At 39.7% G+C, this 25,317-nt stretch carries 17 protein-coding genes and 1 other RNA gene; 2 read left to right on the top strand and 16 right to left on the bottom strand.

All coding sequences use genetic code 11. From position 1 onward, the window contains the following. Positions 1-120 precede the first annotated feature (120 nt). The 3 genes from rnpB to IGJ00_RS07115 all read right to left on the bottom strand — a co-directional run bounded on the left by rnpB (position 121) and on the right by IGJ00_RS07115 (position 1,552). Positions 121-491: RNase P RNA component class B (gene rnpB / locus IGJ00_RS07125), an RNA gene on the bottom strand. A gap of 18 nt (positions 492-509) precedes the next feature. Further along, positions 510-923 carry a cell division regulator GpsB gene (gpsB, locus tag IGJ00_RS07120; RefSeq protein ID WP_071867241.1) on the bottom strand — a complete coding sequence of 138 codons (414 nt, stop codon included), beginning with the start codon at positions 921-923 and terminating at the stop codon, positions 510-512. Between the two features lie 89 nt (positions 924-1,012). Continuing rightward, positions 1,013-1,552: a DUF1273 domain-containing protein gene (locus IGJ00_RS07115; RefSeq protein WP_010735546.1), complete on the bottom strand. Its 540-nt coding sequence runs from the start codon at positions 1,550-1,552 to the stop codon at positions 1,013-1,015. Positions 1,553-1,616: 64 nt separating this feature from the next. Between IGJ00_RS07115 and recU the strand changes: the two genes are divergently transcribed. Further along, positions 1,617-2,258: a Holliday junction resolvase RecU gene (gene recU / locus IGJ00_RS07110; RefSeq protein WP_071867240.1), complete on the top strand. Its 642-nt coding sequence runs from the start codon at positions 1,617-1,619 to the stop codon at positions 2,256-2,258. Beyond that, entirely contained in the window at positions 2,248-4,638 is a 2,391-nt protein-coding gene (locus tag IGJ00_RS07105; protein ID WP_071867239.1) for a PBP1A family penicillin-binding protein, read from the top strand. Before recU ends, IGJ00_RS07105 begins: the two co-directional genes overlap by 11 nt. A gap of 87 nt (positions 4,639-4,725) precedes the next feature. Here IGJ00_RS07105 and IGJ00_RS07100 read toward each other — a convergent pair whose 3' ends face one another. The 13 genes from IGJ00_RS07100 to IGJ00_RS07040 all read right to left on the bottom strand — a co-directional run bounded on the left by IGJ00_RS07100 (position 4,726) and on the right by IGJ00_RS07040 (position 25,312). Continuing rightward, a complete protein-coding gene (locus tag IGJ00_RS07100) occupies positions 4,726-5,097 on the bottom strand; it encodes an LPXTG cell wall anchor domain-containing protein (RefSeq protein ID WP_438844250.1) in 372 nt (123 codons plus the stop codon). Positions 5,098-5,102: 5 nt separating this feature from the next. Further along, positions 5,103-5,666, bottom strand: a complete 564-nt coding sequence (locus tag IGJ00_RS07095; RefSeq protein WP_438844249.1) for a hypothetical protein — start codon at positions 5,664-5,666, stop codon at positions 5,103-5,105. Between the two features lie 24 nt (positions 5,667-5,690). Next, positions 5,691-6,215 (bottom strand): hypothetical protein, encoded by a 525-nt coding sequence (locus IGJ00_RS07090; protein WP_071867236.1) that lies wholly within the window; start codon positions 6,213-6,215, stop codon positions 5,691-5,693. A 54-nt stretch (positions 6,216-6,269) separates the two neighbouring features. After that, on the bottom strand, positions 6,270-9,149 hold the full coding sequence (locus IGJ00_RS07085; RefSeq protein WP_071867235.1) for an InlB B-repeat-containing protein: 2,880 nt from the start codon (positions 9,147-9,149) through the stop codon (positions 6,270-6,272). 148 nt (positions 9,150-9,297) lie between these two features. After that, a complete protein-coding gene (locus IGJ00_RS07080) occupies positions 9,298-10,488 on the bottom strand; it encodes a hypothetical protein (RefSeq protein ID WP_071867234.1) in 1,191 nt (396 codons plus the stop codon). Between the two features lie 67 nt (positions 10,489-10,555). Beyond that, positions 10,556-10,735 carry a hypothetical protein gene (locus IGJ00_RS07075; protein ID WP_071867233.1) on the bottom strand — a complete coding sequence of 60 codons (180 nt, stop codon included), beginning with the start codon at positions 10,733-10,735 and terminating at the stop codon, positions 10,556-10,558. 46 nt (positions 10,736-10,781) lie between these two features. Further along, positions 10,782-11,342, bottom strand: a complete 561-nt coding sequence (locus tag IGJ00_RS07070) for a hypothetical protein (protein WP_071867232.1) — start codon at positions 11,340-11,342, stop codon at positions 10,782-10,784. Positions 11,343-11,373: 31 nt separating this feature from the next. After that, positions 11,374-13,950 carry a MucBP domain-containing protein gene (locus tag IGJ00_RS07065; protein ID WP_438844248.1) on the bottom strand — a complete coding sequence of 859 codons (2,577 nt, stop codon included), beginning with the start codon at positions 13,948-13,950 and terminating at the stop codon, positions 11,374-11,376. 20 nt (positions 13,951-13,970) lie between these two features. Next, complete coding sequence (locus IGJ00_RS07060) at positions 13,971-18,431, bottom strand: hypothetical protein (protein WP_438844247.1); 4,461 nt, start codon at positions 18,429-18,431, stop codon at positions 13,971-13,973. A 38-nt stretch (positions 18,432-18,469) separates the two neighbouring features. Further along, positions 18,470-19,399: a hypothetical protein gene (locus IGJ00_RS07055; RefSeq protein ID WP_071867944.1), complete on the bottom strand. Its 930-nt coding sequence runs from the start codon at positions 19,397-19,399 to the stop codon at positions 18,470-18,472. Positions 19,400-19,418: 19 nt separating this feature from the next. Next, positions 19,419-22,718, bottom strand: a complete 3,300-nt coding sequence (locus IGJ00_RS07050) for a lysozyme family protein (RefSeq protein ID WP_438844246.1) — start codon at positions 22,716-22,718, stop codon at positions 19,419-19,421. Beyond that, positions 22,711-25,020 (bottom strand): VirB4-like conjugal transfer ATPase, CD1110 family, encoded by a 2,310-nt coding sequence (locus IGJ00_RS07045; RefSeq protein WP_086334623.1) that lies wholly within the window; start codon positions 25,018-25,020, stop codon positions 22,711-22,713. Before IGJ00_RS07045 ends, IGJ00_RS07050 begins: the two co-directional genes overlap by 8 nt. Continuing rightward, a complete protein-coding gene (locus IGJ00_RS07040) occupies positions 24,962-25,312 on the bottom strand; it encodes a PrgI family protein (RefSeq protein ID WP_071867946.1) in 351 nt (116 codons plus the stop codon). The genes IGJ00_RS07045 and IGJ00_RS07040 overlap by 59 nt, the downstream gene beginning before the upstream one ends. Positions 25,313-25,317: the final 5 nt, after the last annotated feature.

Here is a 25,317-nt window from a genome sequence, read left to right as displayed (position 1 = left end):
TAAATTCCCTACATCCGATCTTTTCAATGTGAAAAGGCCTGACGTAGAAAAAAAGCTATTCTTAGTACTGATTTTTTAGGCTGTTATTCGCCTATCGATTTATTCCCTGAAGATGTGGTTTTCTATAAGCCATGTTCTGTACTTTGTTTTTCCAGGGAGAAAAAACAAAGCGGTAACCATCTATCTGCAGATCAACTGCCCTTTTGTCTCGTTCTGATTCCCCGACAAAAAGCGCCCCTACCGTTGTTTGGGTTGCTCGCTCGAGGGGTTTACCGCGTTCCACCGAACAAGTTTCCTCATTCGCTTCGTCACTGTGGCACTTTCAAGGATACTGAAGCATAGCCGAAACCTTAGCTTGTTTTCCTGCCGTTACTCTAAAAGAGTACCTTAGCTTATTTTTTCGCTAAGCACGAACACTACAGGCATCACAGCCTGTGCGAGCATGGACTTTCCTCAGTCTGGTCAAAGCCAGACCGCGATTACCCGAAAACCACAAATCGATTCATTGCTTAAAACTGACGTGTTGCTTCGTTGTCATGTTCATTTGTTGATGTATAGTTGTTTGGATTAGGTGTTACTGGTGGTACATTTCCTGCTTGTGCATCTAATTTTTTACCAAATACTTCACGTTCAAGATTTGATAAACGTTTTAAAATATCAAAATTCGTTACTGCCGCACTTTTAGGAGTTTCTGTTTGTTGTGCACGACTTGGAGCTGCTCCTTGGTTTTTCGACAATTGAGCGACTTTTGCACTTAATTTATCGTTTTCTTCTTGTAAAGCAAGGAGTTGTTTGCTGTAATTCTCATAATCTTTGATAATATTGTCTAAGAATTCGTCCACTTCGATCGGATCATATCCGCGCATTTTTGTTTTGAATTCTTGTTGTAAAATGTCTTTAGGACTATAAATCAAATTCGCCATATTTACACCTCTAGTTCTCATTTACGTATTAACGTTTCTACTTTTTTATTGTATCGGAAAAGACTTGATAAATCAAACACTATATTATTTTATTCACTAAAATTTTGCAAATCATCCATGCTGACGGTTCGAATCTCATAAGGATGACTCCCTTGATATTTTTGTGCATCCTTAAAAAAATAGTCTGTTTTTCCAGGATATTCTGGATCATAAATCAATAGTGTCCCGTCCGTATGTTGTAGAATAAATTGGGTATGATTTCTTAGTTGACTTGGTGATTGATAGGGTTGGTGACTCACCGACTCACGATAGTCAGAAAGCTGTTCTACCAGCCTTTTCTTTTCCTGATTGTTCTCATTCCAGCCATTGCCAAACTCTGCAAACGGATAAATGATCCCAAGCTTCAATTCTGGATAATCCGTCTTCATTTCAGCGACGACTTCACCTGCCCATAATTCGACGCCTAAGTTACCGCTGATGATCACCCATTCCAATCCTTCTTCCACCAATTGGGTCAATTCATTTTTTAAAACTTTTTTAATAACTGTCATTTTAGGGTCATTATCTTTGAATATACCTAATTCAAAACTGCGATAACCAGAGATATACATTACTTTTATTGTATCCATTCCAGTTTCCTTTTCTTTCTCTGTGCTTTTTTGCTATAATGTGGCCTAGGAGAGTGATTCGATCATGGTTTTACGCTATCCAAATGGCCGTCCTTATATCAAGGATGCCTCGTCCAAAGAAAAAAAACAAGTAAAAAGGAACCCAAATACGGAGTTTGGCAATCGCGGGATGCGATTTGAAGAAGCCATCAATGAAAGCAACGAGTATTATCTGGCACATCAAATGGCCGTTATCCATAAAAAGCCAACACCGGTTCAAATCGTAAAAGTTGACTACCCTCGACGTAGTGCCGCTGTCATTAAAGAAGCTTATTTTACACAGGCTTCCACAACTGATTATAACGGTGTTTATCGAGGTTTCTATTTGGATTTTGAAGCAAAAGAGACAAAAAACAAAACTTCATTTCCATTTAAAAATTTTCATCCCCATCAAATCTCACATATGGAAGCTTGTCAAAAACAAGGAGGAATCTGTTTTGTCCTTTTATGGTTTTCTGCCTTACAGCGTTGTTTTTATTTAGATAGTACACATTTAGTCCACTATTGGCACGAACAACAGACACAAGGAAGGAAATCCTTGCCGCTTTCATTGATTGAAGAATTAGGAATCGAGATTCCAAGTGGCTTTGCCCCTCGTGTTCCATACTTGCAAGCAATCGACCAGTACTTAGAATCTAATGAAGGAGAACCAAAGAATGCCAACTAATCAAACGAGATCTTCTAAAAGAAGCACCTCCTCTTCTTCTCCAAAGAAAAGAGGAAAACAATCAACGAAAAAAGGCACTGGAAAAGATCGAAAAGGATTGATCACACGTATTCTTTTAATTGGTCTTTCCTTGATCTGTGTCGCTTTTCTCGCAGGGGTCGGACTTTTTTGGTTTTATGCCAAAGATGCTCCTGCTTTGACAGACGAAAAACTGGATGCAACAGTTTCGTCAAAACTTTATACGAAAGATGGCGAGCTATTTGAGGATCTTGGGGCGGAAAAAAGGGAAAAAATTTCTGCCAATGAACTGCCAAAGACACTTGAAGATGCGATCGTTTCAGTCGAAGACCGAAGATTCTACAAACATATCGGTGTCGACCCTGTTCGGATCATCGGTGCCGCCTTATCCAACTTTACATCTGGCGGCTTACAAGGTGGTAGTACGTTGACTCAGCAGCTGATCAAGCTCTCTTTCTTCTCAACTAGTACCGAAGACCAAACAATCAGACGTAAAGCCCAAGAAGCCTGGATGGCTGTCAGACTGGAACAAACGAAATCAAAACAAGAGATATTGACCTACTATGTCAACAAAGTCTATATGTCTAACGGTCTTTATGGCATGGAAACAGCGGCTCAATCTTACTTTGGAAAAACATTAAGCGAATTGAATTTACCGCAAACCGCGCTTTTAGCAGGAATGCCTCAAGCACCGTCAGCTTATGATCCTTACCAGTTTCCAGAGCAAGCAAAAAAACGTCGTGACACTGTCTTGTACACGATGCTCCAAAACGAAAAAATCTCTCAAACAGAGTACGATACAGCGATCAATACACCGATCACGGATGGGTTGCAAGAATTAACCCAAGAAGACACTAATACACGGATCGTCGACAATTATGTCAAAGAGGTCATCAATGAAGTCCATGCTAAAACAGACAAGAATGTCTATACCGATGGCTTAGATATTTATACGAACTTAGACTTGAATGCCCAAAAACACTTATATGATGTGGTGAATACAGATCAATACGTTGCATATCCAGATGATCAAATGCAAGTTGCCACAACGTTGATCGATGTCAATACTGGACAAGTCACCGCGCAGATCGGTGGAAGAAATATTCCGGATGATGTCGCTTTAGGTAATAATTTAGCTGTTAATACCTCTCGTGACTTTGGTTCAACCATGAAACCGATCACTGACTACGCGCCAGCATTTGAAGAATTGAACTATTCTACTGGCAAATTGATCGCCGATGCACCTTACAATTATGAAGGAACTTCTATTCCTGTTTCGAACTGGGACAACCGTTACATGGGAATGGTCACCTTGCGCCAAGCGTTATACCTTTCAAGAAACGTCCCGGCAGTCAAGCTCTTCAATGAAGTTGGCGCAGATAAAGTCGCTGAATTCTTGAGTAGCTTAGGGATCGAATATAGCACGATCCATCAGTCAAATGCGATTTCAAGTAATACTGAACAACAAGATGGTACAAAATACGGTGCTTCTTCTGAAAAAATGGCCGCAGCATACGCTGCCTTAGCAAACGGTGGTACTTACTATAAACCACAATACGTTAATCGGATCGTTTTCCAAGATGGCACTGAAGAAACATTTGAACCAGAAGGAACAAGAGCGATGTCTGAAGAGACAGCGTATATGGTTACTGACATCTTGAAAGATACGATTACTCGCGGAACCGGTACGAATGCCGCAATCCCAGGGTTGATCCAAGCAGGTAAAACAGGAACATCTAATTATACGGACGAGGAATATGCTAAGTTAGGTACCTCAACGGGCGTTTATCCAGATATTTTATTTGCTGGTTACACACCGAATTATGCCATTTCTGTGTGGACGGGATACAATGATAAAATGACTCCGATCACTTCCACTGGAACAGATGTAGCTTCAGATGTTTATCGCGAATTGATGAAATTTGTCTCCGCAAATGTGACAAATACGGATTGGACGATGCCTAACGGACTGTACCGTTCTGGTGGTGAATTATTCTTTAGAAATGCATCATCATCTGGCAATTCAAACGCTACGGTGCCGTCAACTACGATTCCTTCTTCATCTGCGGTCGTCCCTGTAACTCCTGTTCCAGATTCTTCAACGAGCGAAACTGTTCCTGAGACTTCTACAAGCTCAACGACTGAACCTAGTAGCTCTGAACAGTCAACGCCACCAAGTAGTGAACCAACTGAACCAAGTAGTGAGCCTTCTACAGAACCACCAGCATCTTCTAGCGAGGAAGCACCACCTGAATCCTCTGCTACGCCGCCAAGTTCCGAAGATACAAATGCTGCTGGTGGTGACAGCGGGACACGAACTGCACCTTCTACTCGATCTTCGTCTAGAAACAGTAGTGATTGACCATAGAAAAAAGCCATCCTCTGCGGATGGCTTTTTTGTTTACTCGTTTTCTGTCATTTTTCAACGCTCATTTCCCTACTAGATCGATCATTTTAAGTATTCAATAAAATAGTTTCGTTTTCTAGAAAACAAAACTACTCCCCCAGAAATACCAATCAACAGATAACCTAAGAAAACAATTCGTTGATTTACTACTGTTCCTGTTTCGGGTAGATTTTTTTGAGTGATCGCAGAAAGATCAGCGACTAGTGTCTGGTGCTTATTTGGTTCTTTTGTTTCTTCAACAGTTGATCCAATCGTACCAGATACTCTGATATTGTGAGTGGAGTGCACCTCTTCTGCCTTGACTATGGTTGAACAGGATAAGCTGATAATAAAAAGTATTTGTAGTACCGATAAAACTTGCCATTTTTTACTTCTAGACTTCCTCATCGTACTATCTGATAGTAGATTTTCCATTCGCTTTATTCCTCTACTGCAAAATTCAATACTAGTTTAAAGCTCGGATTACTTTCTACGGAAGCATTTCTCGGTGTCGTATCCCCACTAAATTGGAAGTTACCGACTGTATGATTCCCCTCATTACCAGATAAGGTGAATAAAGGCGTAGCTGTAACTGTCGAAACTCCTTTGTTGAATAATTCGATCGTGTTGATCGTTAGTCGATCCACTTCGCTCATTTCTTTGACTTCTGTCACATTTGAGACGGAAGCCCGCACACTTAGCGCAGAATGGTTCGTCACGTGATAAGCCGGAGAAGTAATCTTTTTATGCTCAGATTCTTCTGTTGTCCGGAAAATAGCTGTCGTCGGTAGGGTCACATTGATCCATTGATCGAGATTTTCTGGATTTGGACCAGGCTTTGTATTATCAAATTCACCGATGATCCCCTTTATAGTGATATCTCCAGAAGTTGCACCTTCTCGCCCATCAATGGTTTGGACTGGACTAGCAGAAGCGGTAACTCCACTAATACATACTCCTGTAATTGTTAGAATACTTAACACTAATTTTGTTGCTTTTTTCATTTAGGTAGCCTCACTTAAATTGGATTAATTTTTTATCAATATGCTGATTTCTGCTTCGGTTACGCCTTGTTTTTCTTTGGTTTCTGGATCATAGATATTGACTGTCGCTGTTGCTGGATATTCTCCTTTTTCTAAAGGTCGCTTCAAATACACCGCTTCAATCAATTGATTGGGATAAATCGCGCCAGAAGAATAAATCACTTCTTTCGTATCATTGATCGTGATATCGACCGCAATCGGATAAACATTCGTGCCAGGATTGACGATTTCGATCGATCCACGACTTCTGCCATTTTCGAAAACTGCTTCTGGGTTGATCTGCAAGGTGAAATAATTTGCATCTGCTAGTTCTTGCGCACGCTCAGAAATCCGTTGATCACTCGCATCACTGATTTCAGGCAACAAATCTGCGCTGATAACTGGAGTGGGTTCTTTGTGACCAAACCAATACCAACTAGCAACAGCCATCACCAACAAAGAAACAAACAACAATAAGACGCCGTTCTTCCGTCGTTTCTTTTGTTGATTCCTTCGTTTTGTTTTACTCATTGGTTGAACGTCTCCTAGTCATTATCATTCTTTTATCTCGTACATCTATGCCCGCTATCTGGGAACAAATCGTAAAATCATACGATAGGTGGGAACGAATGACTCTTGATAATAGCCCCCTTGTTCATTTTCACTTTCCGAGATCCACTTAGGATATGGCCCATAAAATCGACCGGTCAAATGGAAAGGGACACTTGAATATGGTGCAACTTGTGCCAAGCGTTGTTCACTTCTTCGTCCATATAAAGAAATTTTGGTTTCATTAGACATCAACTGTAATTCCAATAGTGGTTGTTTGATATCAGAGAATTTTTTCGGTTGTCCTTCTTGCAATGGCGCGTGATCTAAAGGATTTTCATCCTCCCTTAACAAGGTGACCCCTGCATCATCTTCAACAATGAACTGATTCACATACGTATCAACAGAAAGATCTGAATGATTACGTATCTCGTAATCTGGACTAACAAATTCACGATTAGTTTCCTCGCCTTGGTAGAGGGATTCGAACACCATTTTCGTCGGTATGGAAACTTTTAGATGATGGATCTTCGAACTAACATCAATGCCTATTGTAAACTGATAGGCTTTGTTCCCTACTTGAAATGTAGAAAAATACGTGCCATCGTCCACTTCATCCTTGGTTAAATCCGTAGCTACGATTTTAATTTCCTGACTGCGATCGTCCTGTGTCAAAACATCGTGTGCTGTTGCCTGACTTTCCTTCAGAATCAATTCATGGAGTTCTGCTTCACTGGTTAATCCCTCTAACTTATTACGTTCTAATGTAAAGTGATTTGCAGTGTAGTCGATCCCTTTGATTACCTTTTCGTCAATCGTCAAATCACCAGTTGTTTCGACGGATGGTTTAGCAATAGCGAGCGTTACCTGTGTGTCTGTTGCTAAACGCTCATTTTCTGCTAAGGGTATCTCAAACTGTCGAATCCGTTGATCTGCATCTTGGTAATCTCCCCACTTGATCCTCGGTGATTCTTTAGTTACACTGACTGTTTGTCCCGCTGTATTTTGGTAAGTGATTGTTCGACTATCCGTTACTTCTGTCATCCAGCCAGTGATTGCTGTTGATTGGTCACTTAATGGCTCTAATGTTGCCACTAATTCTTCCGGACGAGAACGTTCCCATACATAAGTTCCTGGATGATTTCCGTCGTAATTTGCCATAAATTCGTTTGAATTCTCAAAAGCGATTGTTCGAACTGAACTATCCAAACTTTCTTCAAGCACCCATCGTCCTGTATATTCCGCTGTAGGAACGATAGTTCGTAAGCTGGTATTTCCGATAACTGATTCTTCTCCTAATTTAAGGGATGAAAGTCTTAATGCAAGATAGAACATGCCACTAATATTTTTATTTCTTGTGTCCCAATTGCTCAAATCTAATTCAGCTAGCGAAGAGGAAGACATAAATAAATTCCCCATATCGATCACATTCCCAACATCCCATTGACTGACATCTAGCTTTCTTAAATTGGTCATCCAAGCAAATGTGTGACTCATGCTAGTTACATTAGACACATCCCATTGACTAATATCTAGCTCTTTTAGCGCCGAAGTACGTGCAAACATCTCATCCATATTCGTTACCTTAGATGTATTAAAGTTTCCTACACCTTCAATACTTTCTAACTGTCTTGCCCCGTTAAAAAGAGATGCGCTATTTTCCGGTAAAAATACCTCGTTGGTGACAATGATCGTTTCAACTTCAGAATGGCTTTTCCATGGCGCTTCTGGGACCGATCCAGCGATTCCACCATACAAATGGATCGTTTTCGTTGCCTCGTCGTATTCCCAAGGGACAGTTCCCCATAACTGCTGGTTCTTCCGATAAGTATAGGTGACTATTTGCTCCACATTCGTGAAAACCCCTGTTGCATTTTCCGGTTTAACAAGCAATTCCCACCCTTCGATTTCTTTTGCTTCTGTACGATATGCTTCTCCGCTAAATCCCGTTAAAATATCGCTTTGAGCTAACTCATTACCCTCTTCGTCCACATACCTTACGACGACACTACCTTGTTGCAAGCGTTCATAATTGGCTTGGACGCTCACAGGTCCCGTACCCATTCGTAAACTGGTATTCGCCAGATTACTATTCGTTATGGTTGCCCCATTTTGGGTTCGAAACTGCCAATTGACAAAACGATAACCGGTAGCTGGATTTGCATTCAAATTGATGGTTGCTCCTTGGGCAGCGGATGAAGCTGAAACCCTAGGATTGCCACCAATCGTTGGATTTGCCTGCACACTCACACTATGGGTGATTTGTTCGTAGACTGCTCGAATTGACGAATCTCCTGCCCCCATCGTAATGGATGTACTTTGACTCGTTCGGTTTGCAATAGTCGCGTTTCCAGAAACAGGCTCCCATTGAACAAAGCGATATCCATTCGAAACGTTGGCATGGATCGTGGTCGTTTCACCTTGTGCCAGTATTGTTTGATCCGCTCTTGGATTTCCTCCAGCATTTGGAGAAGATTGGAAAGTTAAATTGTAAACCCTCTCATATATTGCTCGTATCGTTATCGTCTCATGTACTGGTGGTCCTATAGGGCCACCAGTAGAGATATTAAGACTTGTTGTTTCTGCATTTAGATTGCCTATCGAAGCATTCCATCCGTTGATTAGCTCCCATCGAACAAAACGAAACCCTTGGTTCGGATTTGCACTGATAGTGTATAATAAACTTCCCCCAGGCGGAGTTATATGTGGCATAGAACGAGGTCTACCACCTTCTGAAGGGCTTGTTTCAAATGTGATTGTTGCATTTCTCTCTACTCCTAAACTTGGATCATTTTGGCTTTCGGGTGCAGGTTCACTAGTTTCTGATCCATAGGCAAAATGAAAAGGTAGATGGGTCAAAAGAATCACTAATACGGTCATTAAGATGATTATTTTACTATTTATTTTGCTTTTCATTGGTACTCCTTAACTTTTAGCTGTTGCAACAAGCGAATATTCTTTCTTTGTTAGAGTTCTTATAAATTAACAACGTGACTATTCATCAGACAATTAATCATTGATATCTCTAATCGATAAAATTTTTATCGATTAGAGATACTTTTTTTTATGCGCGTTGCTCTTTAGGGGAAGAACTACGCAATTTCTCTGAACTCTTGCGTTGCATGATTTCTGCTGATTTGCTTATGCTTGCTTCCATTTTGTTTTGCAGTTTACTAGGACCAGGAATACTTGTAGCCAAGGAAGGCGATAACGTTTTTTGAGTAAGTCTTCGCTGCTTCACTTCATGAGAAGTCCCTGTGCGTTCACTCACATTGAATAAAGCCTCTGCTTTTGTGAAATCGCCTTTCATAGCTAGTGATCGAGCTTCTCCTATAATATTCAATTCGTTTTTTAATTCATGGATCTGATTTTTTAATTGACGATATTTTTCGCGGTTAAAAATATACTTACTAAAAAAATTGATTCGCTGTTTTTTACTTTGTAATTCGGCTAATTCATTTTGTTTTGTGTTGACTTTCATACTGTATTTCTCTAAATTATGATTTTTTACAATTTTTTCTTTCAATTCATGGATTTTTTCAATAGCGGAATGAGTATCTCGATGGTAGCCTTGGTCTTCTTTCCAGGTTTCGATAAAATTTCCGAGTGCTAGTTCACTTTGTTTTTCATTTTTCTTAAACCTGCCATAGAAACCCGCGTCATTAAAACTATTTTTCATCTTCAGGTCATATCTTTTTTTATGCATGTCGATATTCTCACCTAATTCCTTGATGTTTTTTTCATCCTTTGATGAATCATACTGAAATTTATACTCCTCAAAAAAATTAGATAGTTTTTCAAATTGTTGATCCAGATCGTGGTGGATCATTTTTTGGACATTTTTTAAATCTGTTTTGACGATCGTTGAGTCCCTATTCGCTTGCCCAGCTATGCCTGTTTTGTCTGTAAGTTCATGACTCTTAGCTGATTTGAGACGTTCAGTTTCTCTTTCTCTGATCAACTGTGTTTTCTCCGCTTCTAATTTTTCATAGCGGGGATCACTCATATCTTTGATACGGTTTATTTGCGCTTGTTTCTCTGAAATTTTTTCCGTTAATTGCTGAATCTTTTTAGGATCAGTTTTTACTTCAGTTACTCTCGAGGTACTGGATGAAGCGGCCGACTGTCTTTCATTCCGCGCAGCGATTTGTTGTCGCACCTTATTTCTCTCTGCTACTAAGCGATCGTATTCAGGATCATTGATATCTTTTATGCGTGCAATTCTTTGGTTTAATTTTATGAGTTGTTCATCCATTATCATTCCCACTTTCTTAAAGAAATCCTTTATCTGTCTTCGCGATATTATTTATGAACAAAATGACTTATTTCTTATTTTTATTTTTCTTTTGTAACGAACGTTTGAATCCCTCTGACGATCGAACACTCTCCAAATAAACGCGTTCTTGCTCTCTCTTGTTTTCTTCTATCCTTTTCGTTGTTTGGATTCGCTTAGTTTCGCGACCGTTTCTTCGTTGTTCATCACTCATACGCTCATATTCCATTCTTTCTCCTCCAATCAGGATGCCTCCAATTGATCATGAGAATTCTTTATGATCTTTGCAATGACGGTCTTCTAGTTAACTGATTATTTTTTGATAATTGATTGATTTTATTACTTTTACTGATTGCCTCTTTTTTTACTGTGGAAAAGCTCAATTTTTTGATTTTAGCAACGGATTGTTGTTTTGCCGCTTTCACTGTTTTGACTTCGGCTGATTTAATTCTTCGTTGTGAAGAGGTAGCACCAATACCGAGTGTCTTTATACTCTTTAATAGATCAAACTTCATGAAGTTCGCTCCTAATTTGTATAAAAACTGAAAAAGGTTCCGATTGGTTTTTGTTGCGATATTTTTTACAACAGGCGCTTTTTCTTTCGCAGCTTCCAACTTGACAGGTTGTTTTTTAGTTGCCTTCGTCGTATTAGCAGATGCTTCTAAAGGTGATTGCTCTTTTTCTTTCTTTTTTGTGATTCTATTTTTGATCATCTTCGTCACTTTTACGACAAATCTTCCTAAATATTTCAGTCCCATAAAACCAAATTTAGGTGTTTTCAAGGATGTTTTTTGTAGCATTTTTACCTCTGGATCTGGCTGTTCATTGGTGATCATCGAACTCCTCCTTTAAATCAAACGTTTGGTATCATTTATTTTTACATTTAGTTCGCTTTTTTAGTTGTTTCCAAAAGACAAATGCAACCATTGACGTCCCTACTACAGTTAAGGAAATACCTGCTTGACTATTCAATCTTGGTAGCGAACGCTTCTCTTCTTTTCTTCTGATTGCGACCCCATCATTCTTTTTAGTTGAAGTTTTTTTGTTAGTTGTTTGGTCCACCGGTTTTGTCTCAGGGTACTTATCCTTATTATCATTAGGTTTGTCTTCCTCTGGTATCGGCTGCTCCTCATTCCTAACATAGATGAAATTTATCTCTTGCTTCTCATCTGTAAATACACCTGTAGGTTGGCCGATGGTTTCTTTTACTTCCCAACCAGCTATTTGCATTGGCTCCGCCTTAAAAGCTTCTCCCCAACGTCCAAGTAGAATGTCCATTCGATTTTTTTCAGGTGCTTCCTCAAAAATGTGGTTGACGACTACTTGACCGCCAACTTTACGCTCGTATTGGATCGTTAACGTTTGTGCTTGTTCTGTCACTATCACTTCTGGCAACTCACCTTTTACTTGCCAACCCGCTTCTTTTCGTGGCGTCATTTCAAAACGATCACCGACATTCCCGACATCTGTAATCACTTCGTTCGTATTCATAGAAGAATCGCCAATGAATTCATGATTGACGGTGATGGCACCTCCAGGTTTCCGCTCGTATTGGATCGTCACCGTTTGTGCTTGTTCTGTCACTATCACTTCTGGCAATTCACCTTTTACTTGCCAACCCGCTTCTGTTCGTGGCGTCAATTCAAAACGATCACCGACATTCCCGACATCTGTAATCACTTCGTTCGTATTCATAGAAGAATCGCCAATGAATTCATGATTGACGGTGATGGCACCTCCAGGTTTTCGCTCGTATTGGATCGTCACCGTTTGTGCTTGTTCTGTCACTATCACTTCTGGCAACTCACCTTTTACTTGCCAACCCGCTTCTTTTCGTGGCGTCATTTCAAAACGATCACCAACATTCCCGACATCTGTAATCACTTCGTTCGTATTCATAGAAGAATCGCCAATGAATTCATGATTGACGGTGATGGCACCTCCAGGTTTTCGCTCGTATTGGATCGTCACCGTTTGTGCTTGTTCTGTCACTATCACTTCTGGCAACTCACCTTTTACTTGCCAACCCGCTTCTTTTCGTGGCGTCATTTCAAAACGATCACCGACATTCCCGACATCTGTAATCACTTCGTTCGTATTCATAGAAGAATCACCAATGAATTCATGATTGACGGTGATGGCACCTCCAGGTTTTCGCTCGTATTGGATCGTCACCGTTTGTGCTTGTTCTGTCACTATCACTTCTGGCAACTCACCTTTTACTTGCCAACCCGCTTCTTTTCGTGGCGTCATTTCAAAACGATCACCGACATTCCCGACATCTGTAATCACTTCGTTCGTATTCATAGAAGAATCGCCAATGAATTCATGATTGACGGTGATGGCACCTCCAGGTTTTCGCTCGTATTGAATCGTCACCGTTTGTGCTTGTTCTGTCACTACCACTTCTGGCAATTCACCTTTTACTTGCCAGCCAGCTTCTGTTCTAGGTGTCAATTCAAATCGATCGCCCACATTCCCCACGTTTGTGAATCGTTCACTGCTATTCATACTTGAAGCACCGATAAATTCGTGGTTCACCGTGATCGCTCCGCCCACCGTTGGATTCTTTGTATAGACAAATTCAACAAGTCTTTCCGGACCAGCTGCCATCTGACCGGAAGCACTTGCGCTTCCAGATGATAATCTGCTGAAGGTATATCCCGGAATGACTGGAGGTGTATACGCATAGTTTTGACCAACCTCCATTTGTTCTACCAGTGGATCTCGGAGTTCATTACTTTCCTCATCGATATATCTCACTCTGATTGAATTTTTTGTTCGCAGTGACAATGTGCCCAAATTAAGATTAGTAAGTGTAATACCCCCTACATTAATCGGGTTGTTTCCAAAAAAATCAGCAGTTGTTGGATCAATTGCCCATGTATCTAAATAAAGCGAACTCAAGTTAAGATTGATTGAGTTAGTATGGCCATTTGCCGCACTCACCTGTGACCTAGTAACTGTCACATCAACTCTTGTAAGATTTCCCGTAGTCGGGCCAACTACCCTGCTAATGGTCACTCCCGAAGGAAGATTTGTCGCGGTCACCTCACCTATGCTAAAATTACCTGGCAGATTTGGTGACTTTCCATAACGCATCTGAGTATAAAAGTAATTGGGGACAGGCGTATTTCCACTCTTACCTCCCGTCAGTGCTGGAATCCAACCACCTCGGTCTGCCACCAGGGCGTAGGTAGGAATATTAACCGAAAAACTCACACTATCCCCCACATCAACCCCCAAAGAACCATCTACTTGTGGTGTAGCATTGATTTGTTGAGAGATTGCGTTTTCTCCTTCGTCATACAACCATGCACGTAAGCTCTTTCCTTGATGGATCTCATTGAGCATATAATCATTAAAAGTAGCATAAACACTCACTGGAAAATGCAAGAGCAACAAGATGACGCTAAATATGCTCATTAGTTTGATTTTATTCATTGAATCTCTCTCCGTATTCTTTATTTTTCAAAAGATATTTGACCTTTCAGTAGGGGCTTGCCACTGACATTATTACTCTTCGAAATTGCTTTTTGTTTGATTGAATCAAATGCCTCTTTGACGGCCGGCTGACGATTGATTCCCTTATTCTGTTCAGTAATCTGTGGATTTCTTTCAGATTTTGTATTATCCAACCGATGTCTTGCGGCTTCACCTAATTGATTCATCGCACGGTTTTCACGTGATGACTGTGACGGTGGTTCATGAATATCCGCTTTCACATGAAGTGTTTCATGGGTATTGAACGAATTCGACCGACTTGAACGATTCGATTCATTTGGGGTTTTGTTTTCTGTCTCTTGACCATAGACCCATGCATATGGACTTTTTTCCATTGACTTCGTTTCATTACTAGCGAGTTTTATGCCATCTTCTTTTGATCCAGCACTTTTTATTGACGAATTATCATGGGCAGATGCACGATCATCCTTATCCACTTTTTCATAGGCTTTATCAAAATTCTTATCTACCTCTAAAGAATTTTTTTCGATTGTTTCTTTTTGTGTTGTCGTTTCTAATGTTTGATCTTCTTTTTTATAAAACTTTCTTTGTAGTGCATGCAGTCCTTTACTCAAGGCAGTCACACCAAAGGAAACCCCAAGTGCCATTGCAATAACTGAAGTTACTTTGTACATAAATAACGGAGTTGAGGTGGCTATCGTAAATATATATGGTGCTATTACTGGTGTCAGTGCGATACCAATTCCTGCTACAACTATCCCAACACCAAAGATGATGGCGAGAGATTTCCAATTTCTTTTAAGATAACCTTTTACAGATTTGTCTTTTTCTGAATTTTCAGGACTGTCTTTTTCTGATGAGTGATTCTGTTGTTTTGTTTTTGCTGTTTCTTTCTCATGAGCGGCAGTTTCTCTTTGAATCGATTTTTCTTTTGGATCAATCACTCGATCTTCTAAGTTTCTCTGTCTATTACGTTCTGCCTGGCGATAGGTTTGTATTCTAGAACGAAGTTTAAGAATATAGTTGATGAGTTTTGGTCCATAAACGGCAATCAAAATAGTCACGTAAATAAACCGAGTTAATGGTAGTCCATACATAGCAAAGTAAATTGGAACGATACCTAAAATGCCAGTTACCCACATACTGATCAACGGCCAAGATGCTAATGGTAGTAAGTTCAACAAAAATCTTCCGATTTGAATCGCTCGGCTTTTTTTTGTGTGAATTTTCTTTTTTTCTGTAAGCGGTTCTGATCCTGGCAATTCTACATCGTCGTTCATAGAATCGGTCTCAGTAGATTTATCCGTTTTATCTGAGGCATTCTCATTTAAACCAAAAGTATCACTACTCGCGTCTATTCCAATTTTATCTAAAGAATCAACTGTGCTTTGCGACTGCTTTTTATCCATTCCTCGAGTTGCTGTACTCGTTCCATCCAGTTTCGTTGATCCCAGTTCACCACCTTCACGCATCTGATTTCTCATTTGGCTGTTTTGAGTGTCAGAGGCGGATTCCTCTACTGGTGCATGGGAACTATCTGTTTGAGTAGCTGTTTGGATATTTGTTTCAGGTGGTACTTTCTCTACTGGATTAAATTTGAGTTTATCAGCTAACAATTCACGGATTTTTTTCGTATTGCCAGCAGCGATACCTGTTTGATCAGCAGAGTGAACAGTAGGTTGGTTGCTTGTTTCTTTTCTACGATCTAGCTGATCGGCTATAGCAGTTCCTTCCGATTTTGATCCATCACTACTTGTTACGGCAGGATTTTTAAATTGGTCTCGACGTTGACGAAATCTTTCATTAGCCAAGCCATTTTGTTGCTGGAATGTTTCATTAGAGACACTAGCTTCAGTTTCTCTCCCAGTTCTAGACTCGTACTGTCTTCGCATCGCTTCAACTCGACCCGTTAATTCTGGAGCTGGTCGGTCGTCAGGAAGGTCGGTCGCTTTTTCGAACCGGTCTCTCACTGCCTTTACTTGTCCCGTGGATTCTGGAACTGGTCGCTCATTAAGATGATCGTTCGCTTTTTCAAACCGGTCTCGCGCTGCTCTCACTCGACCCGTGGATTCGGGAACTGGTCGCTCATTTGGATGGGCATTCGCTTTTTCAAACTGGTCCCTCGCTGCTCTCACTCGTCCCGTGGATTCGGGAACTGGTCTCTCATTTGGATGGGCATTCGCTTTTTCAAACTGGTCCCTCGCTGCTCTCACTCGTCCCGTGGATTCGGGAACTGGTCGCTCATTTGGATGGGCATTCGCTTTTTCAAACTGGTCCCTCGTTGCTCTCACTCGTCCCGTGGATTCTGGAACTGGTCTCTCATTAGGATGGGCATTTGCTTTTTCAAACTGGTCCCTCGTTGCTCTCACTCGTCCCGTGGATTCTGGAACTGGTCGGTCGTCAGGAAGATTGCTCGCTTTTTCAAACTGGTCTCTCGCTGCCCTCACTTGACCCGTTGCTTCTGTTGCAAGGCGGTTATCACTTTTTACACTAGGATTTTCAAATCGAGCGCGACGGTTTTGGAATTCTTCATTCGTCAAGCCGGTTTGATTCGATTTTATTTTATTTGCAGATGATGAATCATTCGTATCAACTGCGCTTTCGTTTACTTTACGTACGCTTTCACTACTGTCATGCCTGGTGATAGCTCTATGATAAGAAGTTCCTTGATGTTCACTCTCTCCACGACTCTTTTTCTTTGAAAGTGATGGTTCACTGCTTGTACCAGTCAGGTTTTCAAATCGAGCACGAAGATTTTGAAATTCTTCGTCAGCCCTACCAGTTTGACTCAATTCTGCATTGTTTGTCCTTAATGAGTCATTGTTATCTACCCTACTAGCTTGAGCTTCTTGCACTAGCTCACTACTTCGTTGCTGCCTAGGTGGATTTTGATAAGCAGCTGTCTGGTAGTTATCCGGTTCTCTTTGAGTTGTTCTTTCGATGACTGGTGGTTCGTTACTTGGTCCAGGCAGGTTGCCAAATCGGTCTCGATAGCTTTGATTTTCTTCGTCGGCCCTACCAGTTTGACTCAATTCTGCATTGTTTGTCCTTAATGACTCATTGTTATCTATCCTACTAGCTTGACTTTCTTGCACTAGCTCACTACTTCGTTGCTGCCTAGGTGGATTTTGATAAGTAGCTGTCTGGTAGTTAGCCGGTTCTCTTTGATTTGTTCTCTCAATGACTGGTGGTTCGTTACTTGGTCCAGACAGATTGCCAAATCGATCTCGATATCTTTGATTTTCTTCGTTCGCCCTACCAGTTCGACTCAATTCTGCATTGTTTGTCCTTAACGAGTCATTGTTATCTATCCTACTAGCTTGACTTTCTTGCACTAGCTCACTACTTCGTTGCTGCCTAGGTGGATTTTGATAAGTAGCTGTCTGGTAGTTAGCAGGTTCTCTTTGAGTTGTTCTTTCGATGACTGGTGGTTCGTTACTTGGTCCAGGCAGATTGCCAAATCGATCTCGCCGTCTTTGAAATTCTTCGTTCGTCATGCCGGTTTGATCCGGCTCTGCTTTATTTGTGGGTGATGATTCATTCGTATAGACTGTGCTTTCATTTCCTCTACGCACAAATTCGCTAGTACCTTTTAATGGAGGAGCCTTTTGATAGGACGATGTTCCTTCATCTCTTTGGCTCCGTCGATCTGTCGGTTGATTTTGCCTATTTTGAACGTTCAGCGAATCGTTCGTTTGCGGGGTTCTCCATCTAGATGACTTTCGACTTTCTACTGGTGAATGATCATTTGATGAATGATTCAGACCTTCATAGTATTGTCGCAATCTGTTGACTGTTCCTGATGGTACTCCAGCTGAATGCGGTTCTTTATTAAAAGAACGTTCTTTTTCAAATTGTTCTTTTAAATCACTCACTTTAAGCCTTTCATGGTGTTCTTCTTTTGTATATTGATTCGTCGTGTGGACAGAATTTACGTGCATCGAGACATTCTCTTTGATCTGCTCATTAGATAAAACTTCTTGCTTTACGTTGTCTCTCTTATTGAGTGAGGCTTGTTCTGCAAATCTTCTTTCTTGTTCAGCCACTAATTTAGGACTTACTAATTCGTCAGATGCTTGTAACTGTGTGTTTGACGTAAAAGTGGGTGCCGCATCTTTTGTCCTTGTTTCTTGCTCACGTATATCTTGTTTTAAGACGATCATCCGCGATTTATAAATCGAGAATCTCAAGGCATTGTATTCTGATGGATCAATGTCTTGGAGCATTCTTTCAAATGATTGTTTTAAATCATTGGTCTTTTCTTCCTTCACTTCTTTTCTTGAAGAAATCAAGTCTAGAACGAAGTGGAATTCTTCTCTCAAAGTTTCAGGGTTGCTATCTAATATTGCTTTTGCTTGAAACTCATTGAATACTTTTTCTTCATAAGGTTTTACTGATTTTACTGAAATATCTTTGTTTATATATTCTTTAAGATAGTTTTCAAATTTTTTATAAAACATCGGTCTCCTCCATTCAATGAAGAATTTTTTAGAGTCGATTAACCATTCAAGCGATGTTCAAGTAATTGTTCTAAAGATGAATTTTCTTCTCTAAAAATACCTGTTTGAGTTAATCGCACAGCTTGATGTGGTTTTTCGTAATCATTTACCCATAAAAACATCCCTGGGAGGGAATGCATGCGATAACCGAATTGTGTCTCTTCTAAGGTGACCTCAAATGTCATCACTGCTGAATTTTCATCTGTGACTGATAGTTCAAGTACACATAGCGTCTCAGAAATATCTTCAGAAATGACGCGATAGTAAAAAATTCGACTTATTTCGTTTCCGTCTTCCACTTTTCTTTGGACAAATGTGTCTTCTGTAAAATCAATCAACACTTGACTATTCATCGTCGTTCCCGTCCAACTACCTTGAAGTAACACGTCATTCCATTTTTGACTGATTATCTCATCGATTTCTTCCCCACTGGAATCAATAATTTCTTTGGCCCTTTCCATCAATGCAACACTAGGATAGAAATAGGTCGTGTTCCCTTCATTGTCTTCATAAAAGAAAATCGTTTCGCCTAACCTTGTCATCAGCTCAAAAGAAACTTCCTCTTTCTCTTTGTCCGTCAGAACAAGCTTTGTATCTACTAAGCGATACTGACCCGTTGTGAGCCAACTGGTACTTTGATAAGTTCCGTCATTTTTTAATTCCAAAACCATGCCATCCGCTCGATCAGAATACCAAATACCTCTATAAACTAAGGCTTCATTTCTTTCTACTAAATTTAGGTCCTCTTTTCTTTGCTCGCTTGCAGACAAAGGCTTACTACTAGCGGTACCTTCCGAGTTTTCATTCGTACCGCTATGAAAAAATAGCGAGTAAAAAATAAAACTGAACATGGTGATGAAAATGCCGATAGCTATAAACACGATTCTTTTTCCTTCTTTTGACTCAACTATATTTTTTATTTGTTTCATTGTTTATCTCTTTCTCTCTTTATTGAAGAATACCGTAACCTGAAATGCTTGGATCATTGATAAAATAGGTCCTTCTAGCTACTTTATCAGCAGTATTACCTTCGACGGTCTGGATGATATTACCATCTGTAAACTCTACGATCCCAACGTGATCTTTTCCAGTACCACCTCCATTCCAATCAAAGAAAATCAAATCACCTGGTTGTGGATGATAGTTCTCTGAAGCTTTCTTATAGTTCCCTTTTTCAGTTAACCAGTTGATCATTTGTAAACAGTTAGCAGACTTGATTATTTTTTCTTGGTTGAGATACCCTACTTGATCTGCTACCCAACTCACAAAGATCGCACACCACTCTACTCTTCCTTCAAACCCATACCATCGCCAGTACTTCTCTCCTTGGATCGTGCCAATCTCATTGATTGCAGTCTCAAGGAAATCTGAGTTTTCGAGCCATAGATAGTTAGTTACTATAGGTACATAGAACATATTTCCGTAAGCATATCGCCATGAAAATCCATATGCTAACGCTACTGGATGGGTATAAGTAACAGTCTGTCTGTTGCTTTTTTCTCTTGCATATAACTCTGCATGAAAGAAGCTATATTGGTTATTGGTAGTTGCTAACCAGTTTAAAAAGTCTTCTCCGTAGTTATAGGCTTGAAGAGCCGCACGATCATCAAGATGTAAGTCTCTCGCTTTGCTTAATAATTGGGCAAAATAGTGGGTTCCTCGATCAATTGATAGTTCTGGATCATCAATCGTATTAGGAGACAAACCTTGTGACTCACTAGCCTGCATAATATCAGGGAATCTTTCTGCATCACCACCGGATTCTACTTGGATGATTGCCAAAATCATGTTGACATACTCTGGAATCCCATACTTTTCACAAGCTTCTCGAACAAGATGTTCCCATTGTAAAATCATTTGTCCAGGATTTTTAAGACTTCCTGAGATCGTTCTTGAAGAATGATGTGTAAATCCTTCTATCTCAGAAGGATATTGAAATTCCAGATCAAAAATATAAGCAGATGGATAAATATGTCTGTTTGGCCAGAATGTTCGACGTTCAATGACTTCAACCTTTAAATTCCCTGTGGTTTCTCCTACGATTGTATCGGCATCTATCCACTCACCATTTCTCACTCGGACATTTTTTAATGGAGACAACACAACTCTTTTGCTCAAAGAAGTATTGATAGTGACATAATCGTTGCCAGCAGCATGTACTCTTCCTGATCCAGAATTATCGATGCCATAGACAGGCGTGCCAGGCTCAGCCAACAGCTCGATATGATCATGTCTATTTCTGTCATTTGATCCTCGATAGCCATATTTTTGAACAACGATGGCGTCTTGGTTCATGCCAAAAGGACTTTGCAAAAATACTTTATTCTCAAATCGGTCCAATTCTTGGATCGGTCCAAACTTATCTAGTTCTTCCTCTGTCAGCGTATCTGAATTTTCATCAATAAACTGACTGATTGTTTTGATCTCAATATTGATCAACGCCACTTTTATCGTACGATGCGTTGGACGATCTTCTTCATTACGAGGGGTAGCGGGTTGGTCTCCATTTAGAGTGTCATTCGTTTGATTTTCTTCGGAATCATTCGGTTCTTCTTCTGAGTCCTCATCTTCTTCTGAATCATCCGCTTCTTCTTCTGAGTCCTCATCTTCTTCTGAATCATCCGCTTCTTCTAAGTCCTCATCTTCTTCTGAATCATCCGGTTCTTCTTCTGAGTCCTCATCTTCTTCTGAATCATCCGCTTCTTCTAAGTCCTCATCTTCTTCCGAATCATCCGCTTCTTCTTCTGGATCCTCATCTTCTTCTGAATCATCTGCTTCTTCTTCCGAGTCCTCATCTTCTTCTGAATCATCCGGTTCTTCTTCTGAGTCCTCGTCTTCTTCCGAACCATCAGCTTCTTCTGATTCATCATCGTCTTCAGAGTCTTCCGATCCATCCTCTTCTGGATCAGTCTCATCAGGATAAATAATTGGTACTTCTCTTGTTTCGATTTTCGTTGTGTAACTAAAGGTATACCCATGGATTCCTTCTACTTCTCCACGAACTCTTGTTGCACCAAAGATATTGCTACTCGCTGAGATACGTTTACTGATGTTATAATCTTCATATTTTGCATTCAGGTAATAGAGGTACGTATCTGCATCAGAGCTATAGATAAAATTGTTATCTGGTCTTGCAACACCATTTACAACAAAATATACTTCTTCGATTTCAGAATTTTCTGAAAAATCTTCAAAAACTTGTTGCACTTCTTTGTTCTTTCTGGCATCCAAAAGTGTGACATGCTCATACGCCTCTGCTAATGCCATATCTTCCGTTTTTATAGTAAATATACTAGCGATAAAATTAAAGATGGCGATAATCACGACGATAACGACGATGACGACCGCCAAGATCATCATTACTTTGACGGACAACAACATGAGGATCAGTTTGAGAATAATAAATAAGACTAAAAGAACTCCAAGAATATTCAATTCGCCATCTTTGTTCCTGCCAACTGTGTCTATGGCCGTTTGTGCCAGATTTTTTTTCAGTTTGGGTTTGAATTTTTTTTTCGATGGCATTTTTGTTTGCTTTTTTAATCGTTTAACTTTGTTGGAGTTACTTAACACTTGATGTTTACGTTCAAGTTTGTCTTTGATGCCGAATAGTTTCTCTTCAAGCTTCTTTGCTCTGGTCTGCTTATTCGTAGTAAGTGTATTCTTTATGCCAGATAGATTGAGAACATTTTTACCTAGTTTTTCTTGTTTCTTATGATAGAATTTTTTTGATCCTAATTTTTGTTTATTGATTTTTTCAGTAGAGAGCTGACTTCGCTGATTCGTCCCACTATGATTGGGTGAAGTTTGTCTTTTTTTTATTCCTAAAAGCGCATGATTGATTTCTTTAGGAGAGCGATGTTTATTCTTTATGAAATAGGCCTTTTCTCTTGTGGTACTATGTTGTTTGTTACTATTGATCTTGTTTAACTTTTTTTTATTTGTTATAAGATGACGCTTTTTAAAATGACTAGCATATGGTTTTTTGCTTGTTGCGCCTTTACTTAATGGCTCTTTTCTTGACTGGCTATTCACCATATGTTGTTTGAAATCAACGATATTTCTATTTTTCAGCTGTAAGCTATCTCTTTTTTTTCTCGCTAATTTTTGTTGACGTTTTTTGAATCGGAGTCGTTTTTTCAGTGCTTTCTTTTTTTGCTCTTTCGTACTGACACGTTTCAATTTGATCGATAACAGATCTTGCTGCTTGTTGTTTTCTTGTTTATTCCCCTCGTATGTTTCATTCATAATCTTGCTTTGTTTTTACCTCTTCACCAGGTTTAGTTGTCATGATTTGATAGAGTTTCGTCTCTTTAGGCAGTCGGTCTTCAAATGGAATGATCGTGTCCCCAAACACCATCAAACCAGTACCTTCACTCCCATTTAAAACATACTTTTCCTGCTCTTCCGATATATCGAATAAACGAGTCAACTCTGAGCGATCAGATTTTGCTTGATTGAACATGACAACGAAATCGCTATTAGAAAGCATTCTTCTGGCTAGATCCGACAATAATAGCGTCTCGACATTTTGGGTGATCCCTGTCGGTATAGCCCCCCATTTTCTTGCTCTACTCCACAATTCAAAGAAATAATTTTCTGAATATTCATTTGTAAAGAGCAACTGTAATTCATCTATATATAACCATGTACGGATTCCTGATTCTCGATTTAATGTGATTCGATTCCAAATTTGATCTAAAACGACCAACATTCCGAATGGTTTGAGTTGTTTCCCTAAATCTTTGATGTCGAAAATGACCAAACGTTTATTTAAATCCACGTTCGTTTGTTTGGAAAATAGCGCTAGACTACCTTCTGTATAAAGTTCCAATTCAATCGCCAATTGCTTTGCCTCTTCTTCTGGCTGTGCATTTAGCGCCGTATAAAAATCTTTTAATGTCGGCAACTGTGTCTGTTCTTGGTAAATTTTTCGGCATACTCGGTCGATGATCGTCTTTTGTTGGGAAGATAGCCCTAAAATCCCCCCCGTGATCAACTCACAAAGTGAAATCAAAAACTGTGTTTTTAAAGCGATCGGGTCTGCATCATCGCCATAGTTACTATTGATATCCATCGGATTGATGCAGGTGTTTGAATTACCAGCCAACCGAACCATTTGACCATCAAATTCCGAGCAAATATGCTGATATTCTGATTCAGGATCAATGACGATCACTTCGTCTTTGGCGTTTCTCAGTAAAACATTGACGATTTCCCGTTTGACAGAGAAACTCTTACCTGATCCTGGTGTGCCCAAGACAAACCCATTGGGCGCCATTAGTTTTTTCCGATCAAGAATCGTCAGATTTTTTGTCACAGAATTGATCCCATAATAATTGCCATTCTCATGAAGCATTTCAGAAATCGAAAATGGCATCAACGCCGAAACCGCAGAAGTTGCCAATAAGCGATTTAAAGGAACATGATTCTTTCCTATTGGTAATATTGTATTTAAAGCAAATTTTTGTAAATACGCTAGTTCAATGATCGTGCAACCAAATCTTCGCCCTACCGACTTGATTTTACTCGCGATTTTATTTAAGTTATCCTGATTCTCTGCGGAGAAATTGATCAACACAGTTACTTCAAATAGTTTCTGGCTTTTACTTTGTAATGAATCTAAAAGCTCTTTTGCTTCATCCAGGGAATAAGTCAGGTCATAGGGTAGCATGTCATAATCGTACCCACTATTTAAGGCTTTTCGCTGTTCATCCACTTTTTGCTGATCCATGTAAGCCATTTTAGTCTTTACTAAGTCGAAACTGCTTGCCATCGGTATCGGCCTGCAACTAACCGTAAGAGTGATTTCTTCATCGATCTCCATAAGACCTGTTAAGCATTCATCAGATAGTTCGGCAGGGTAACCATTCAAATAGAGGGTCTGATTTAGTTTGTCATCGATCTTGATCAGGCGCTTATCTAATTTGAGATCGACTTGTTTCGGTAGTAATGTATGATTCTCATTATTTATGATTTGACCGATCAATTCTTTACGTTCTTCCCCTTTTAAAATATGGATGGTCGAACCAATTTTTCGAGCGAATAGATCCAATTGATCGGCAATCAAGAATAACTCTCTTTCCGCAAATTCCTGATTCTCATGTTTTTGAGTAAACGTAATAAAAATTTTCTTTTCAAACGCATTCTTCTTTTCGTTGATTTTCGCTGTTAGATAGTCATTCATTTCTTGGCGGTACTTATCATCATATTGTTCATTTTTTTCTTTAAACAGCACATGAGTCAATTCTTCGACTGTTTTTTTCTTTTTTACTAACGTGACTTTGTAATCAATGGAAGCTTCCAAAGAATTTAGGAACTCACAATATTTAATGAATATCTGCATACGTTGTTCTTCGGAACAAAGTTGATAACTGATATCGTCAATATGGATCGTTATTGAGTATTCATTCTCAGTAATTAAACAAATACCGTTATCATAGATTTCTTCATAAAGTAAAAAAGATTTTTTTTCTTCTTGCATATTTTTTTTATTCTTGTTTTGCCTGAAGTTCACCTTCATGAAATTGGGACGTATCAGATTCTTCATAAACAACTACTCCTTGATCAAAATGGTAAATAAAATAGTATTTCAAATAGCGTTCAAAAGGCAGTCCCTCTTTTTTTAGCCACCCAAAAGCGACGATTGGCATTGAAACGAGAATCATCAGCCAACTGATCACGTCCATGGAGTAACCAAAAAAGCGCACAAACACAAAACTGATCACGATGTTAGTCAACACCGCCACAGACAGAAAGCCTAATTGTCGTACGCTCATACCTGCTACGATCCGTTCTTTATATTCACGTACATCTTTATGGACTTTGACTTCAATTGCCATTGCTT

This window comes from Enterococcus sp. AZ062 (genome assembly GCF_051715065.1).
GTDB classification, from domain to species: Bacteria; Bacillota; Bacilli; order Lactobacillales; family Enterococcaceae; genus Enterococcus_B; species Enterococcus_B mundtii.
Note: the sequence above shows the minus strand (reverse complement) of the source record. Positions and strands in the feature narration are given on the sequence as shown.

What these genes read in the sequence shown, in the direction of transcription:
- gpsB (WP_071867241.1), bottom strand. Translation starts at nt 923, where the DNA reads ATGGCGAATTTGATTTATAGTCCTAAAGACATTTTACAACAAGAATTC.
- IGJ00_RS07115 (WP_010735546.1), bottom strand. Translation starts at nt 1,552, where the DNA reads ATGGATACAATAAAAGTAATGTATATCTCTGGTTATCGCAGTTTTGAA.
- recU (WP_071867240.1), top strand. Translation starts at nt 1,617, where the DNA reads ATGGTTTTACGCTATCCAAATGGCCGTCCTTATATCAAGGATGCCTCG.
- IGJ00_RS07105 (WP_071867239.1), top strand. Translation starts at nt 2,248, where the DNA reads ATGCCAACTAATCAAACGAGATCTTCTAAAAGAAGCACCTCCTCTTCT.
- IGJ00_RS07100 (WP_438844250.1), bottom strand. Translation starts at nt 5,097, where the DNA reads ATGGAAAATCTACTATCAGATAGTACGATGAGGAAGTCTAGAAGTAAA.
- IGJ00_RS07095 (WP_438844249.1), bottom strand. Translation starts at nt 5,666, where the DNA reads ATGAAAAAAGCAACAAAATTAGTGTTAAGTATTCTAACAATTACAGGA.
- IGJ00_RS07090 (WP_071867236.1), bottom strand. Translation starts at nt 6,215, where the DNA reads ATGAGTAAAACAAAACGAAGGAATCAACAAAAGAAACGACGGAAGAAC.
- IGJ00_RS07085 (WP_071867235.1), bottom strand. Translation starts at nt 9,149, where the DNA reads ATGAAAAGCAAAATAAATAGTAAAATAATCATCTTAATGACCGTATTA.
- IGJ00_RS07080 (WP_071867234.1), bottom strand. Translation starts at nt 10,488, where the DNA reads ATGGATGAACAACTCATAAAATTAAACCAAAGAATTGCACGCATAAAA.
- IGJ00_RS07075 (WP_071867233.1), bottom strand. Translation starts at nt 10,735, where the DNA reads ATGGAATATGAGCGTATGAGTGATGAACAACGAAGAAACGGTCGCGAA.
- IGJ00_RS07070 (WP_071867232.1), bottom strand. Translation starts at nt 11,342, where the DNA reads ATGATCACCAATGAACAGCCAGATCCAGAGGTAAAAATGCTACAAAAA.
- IGJ00_RS07065 (WP_438844248.1), bottom strand. Translation starts at nt 13,950, where the DNA reads ATGAATAAAATCAAACTAATGAGCATATTTAGCGTCATCTTGTTGCTC.
- IGJ00_RS07060 (WP_438844247.1), bottom strand. Translation starts at nt 18,431, where the DNA reads ATGTTTTATAAAAAATTTGAAAACTATCTTAAAGAATATATAAACAAA.
- IGJ00_RS07055 (WP_071867944.1), bottom strand. Translation starts at nt 19,399, where the DNA reads ATGAAACAAATAAAAAATATAGTTGAGTCAAAAGAAGGAAAAAGAATC.
- IGJ00_RS07050 (WP_438844246.1), bottom strand. Translation starts at nt 22,718, where the DNA reads ATGAATGAAACATACGAGGGGAATAAACAAGAAAACAACAAGCAGCAA.
- IGJ00_RS07045 (WP_086334623.1), bottom strand. Translation starts at nt 25,020, where the DNA reads ATGAAGAATCTGATACGTCCCAATTTCATGAAGGTGAACTTCAGGCAA.
- IGJ00_RS07040 (WP_071867946.1), bottom strand. Translation starts at nt 25,312, where the DNA reads ATGGCAATTGAAGTCAAAGTCCATAAAGATGTACGTGAATATAAAGAA.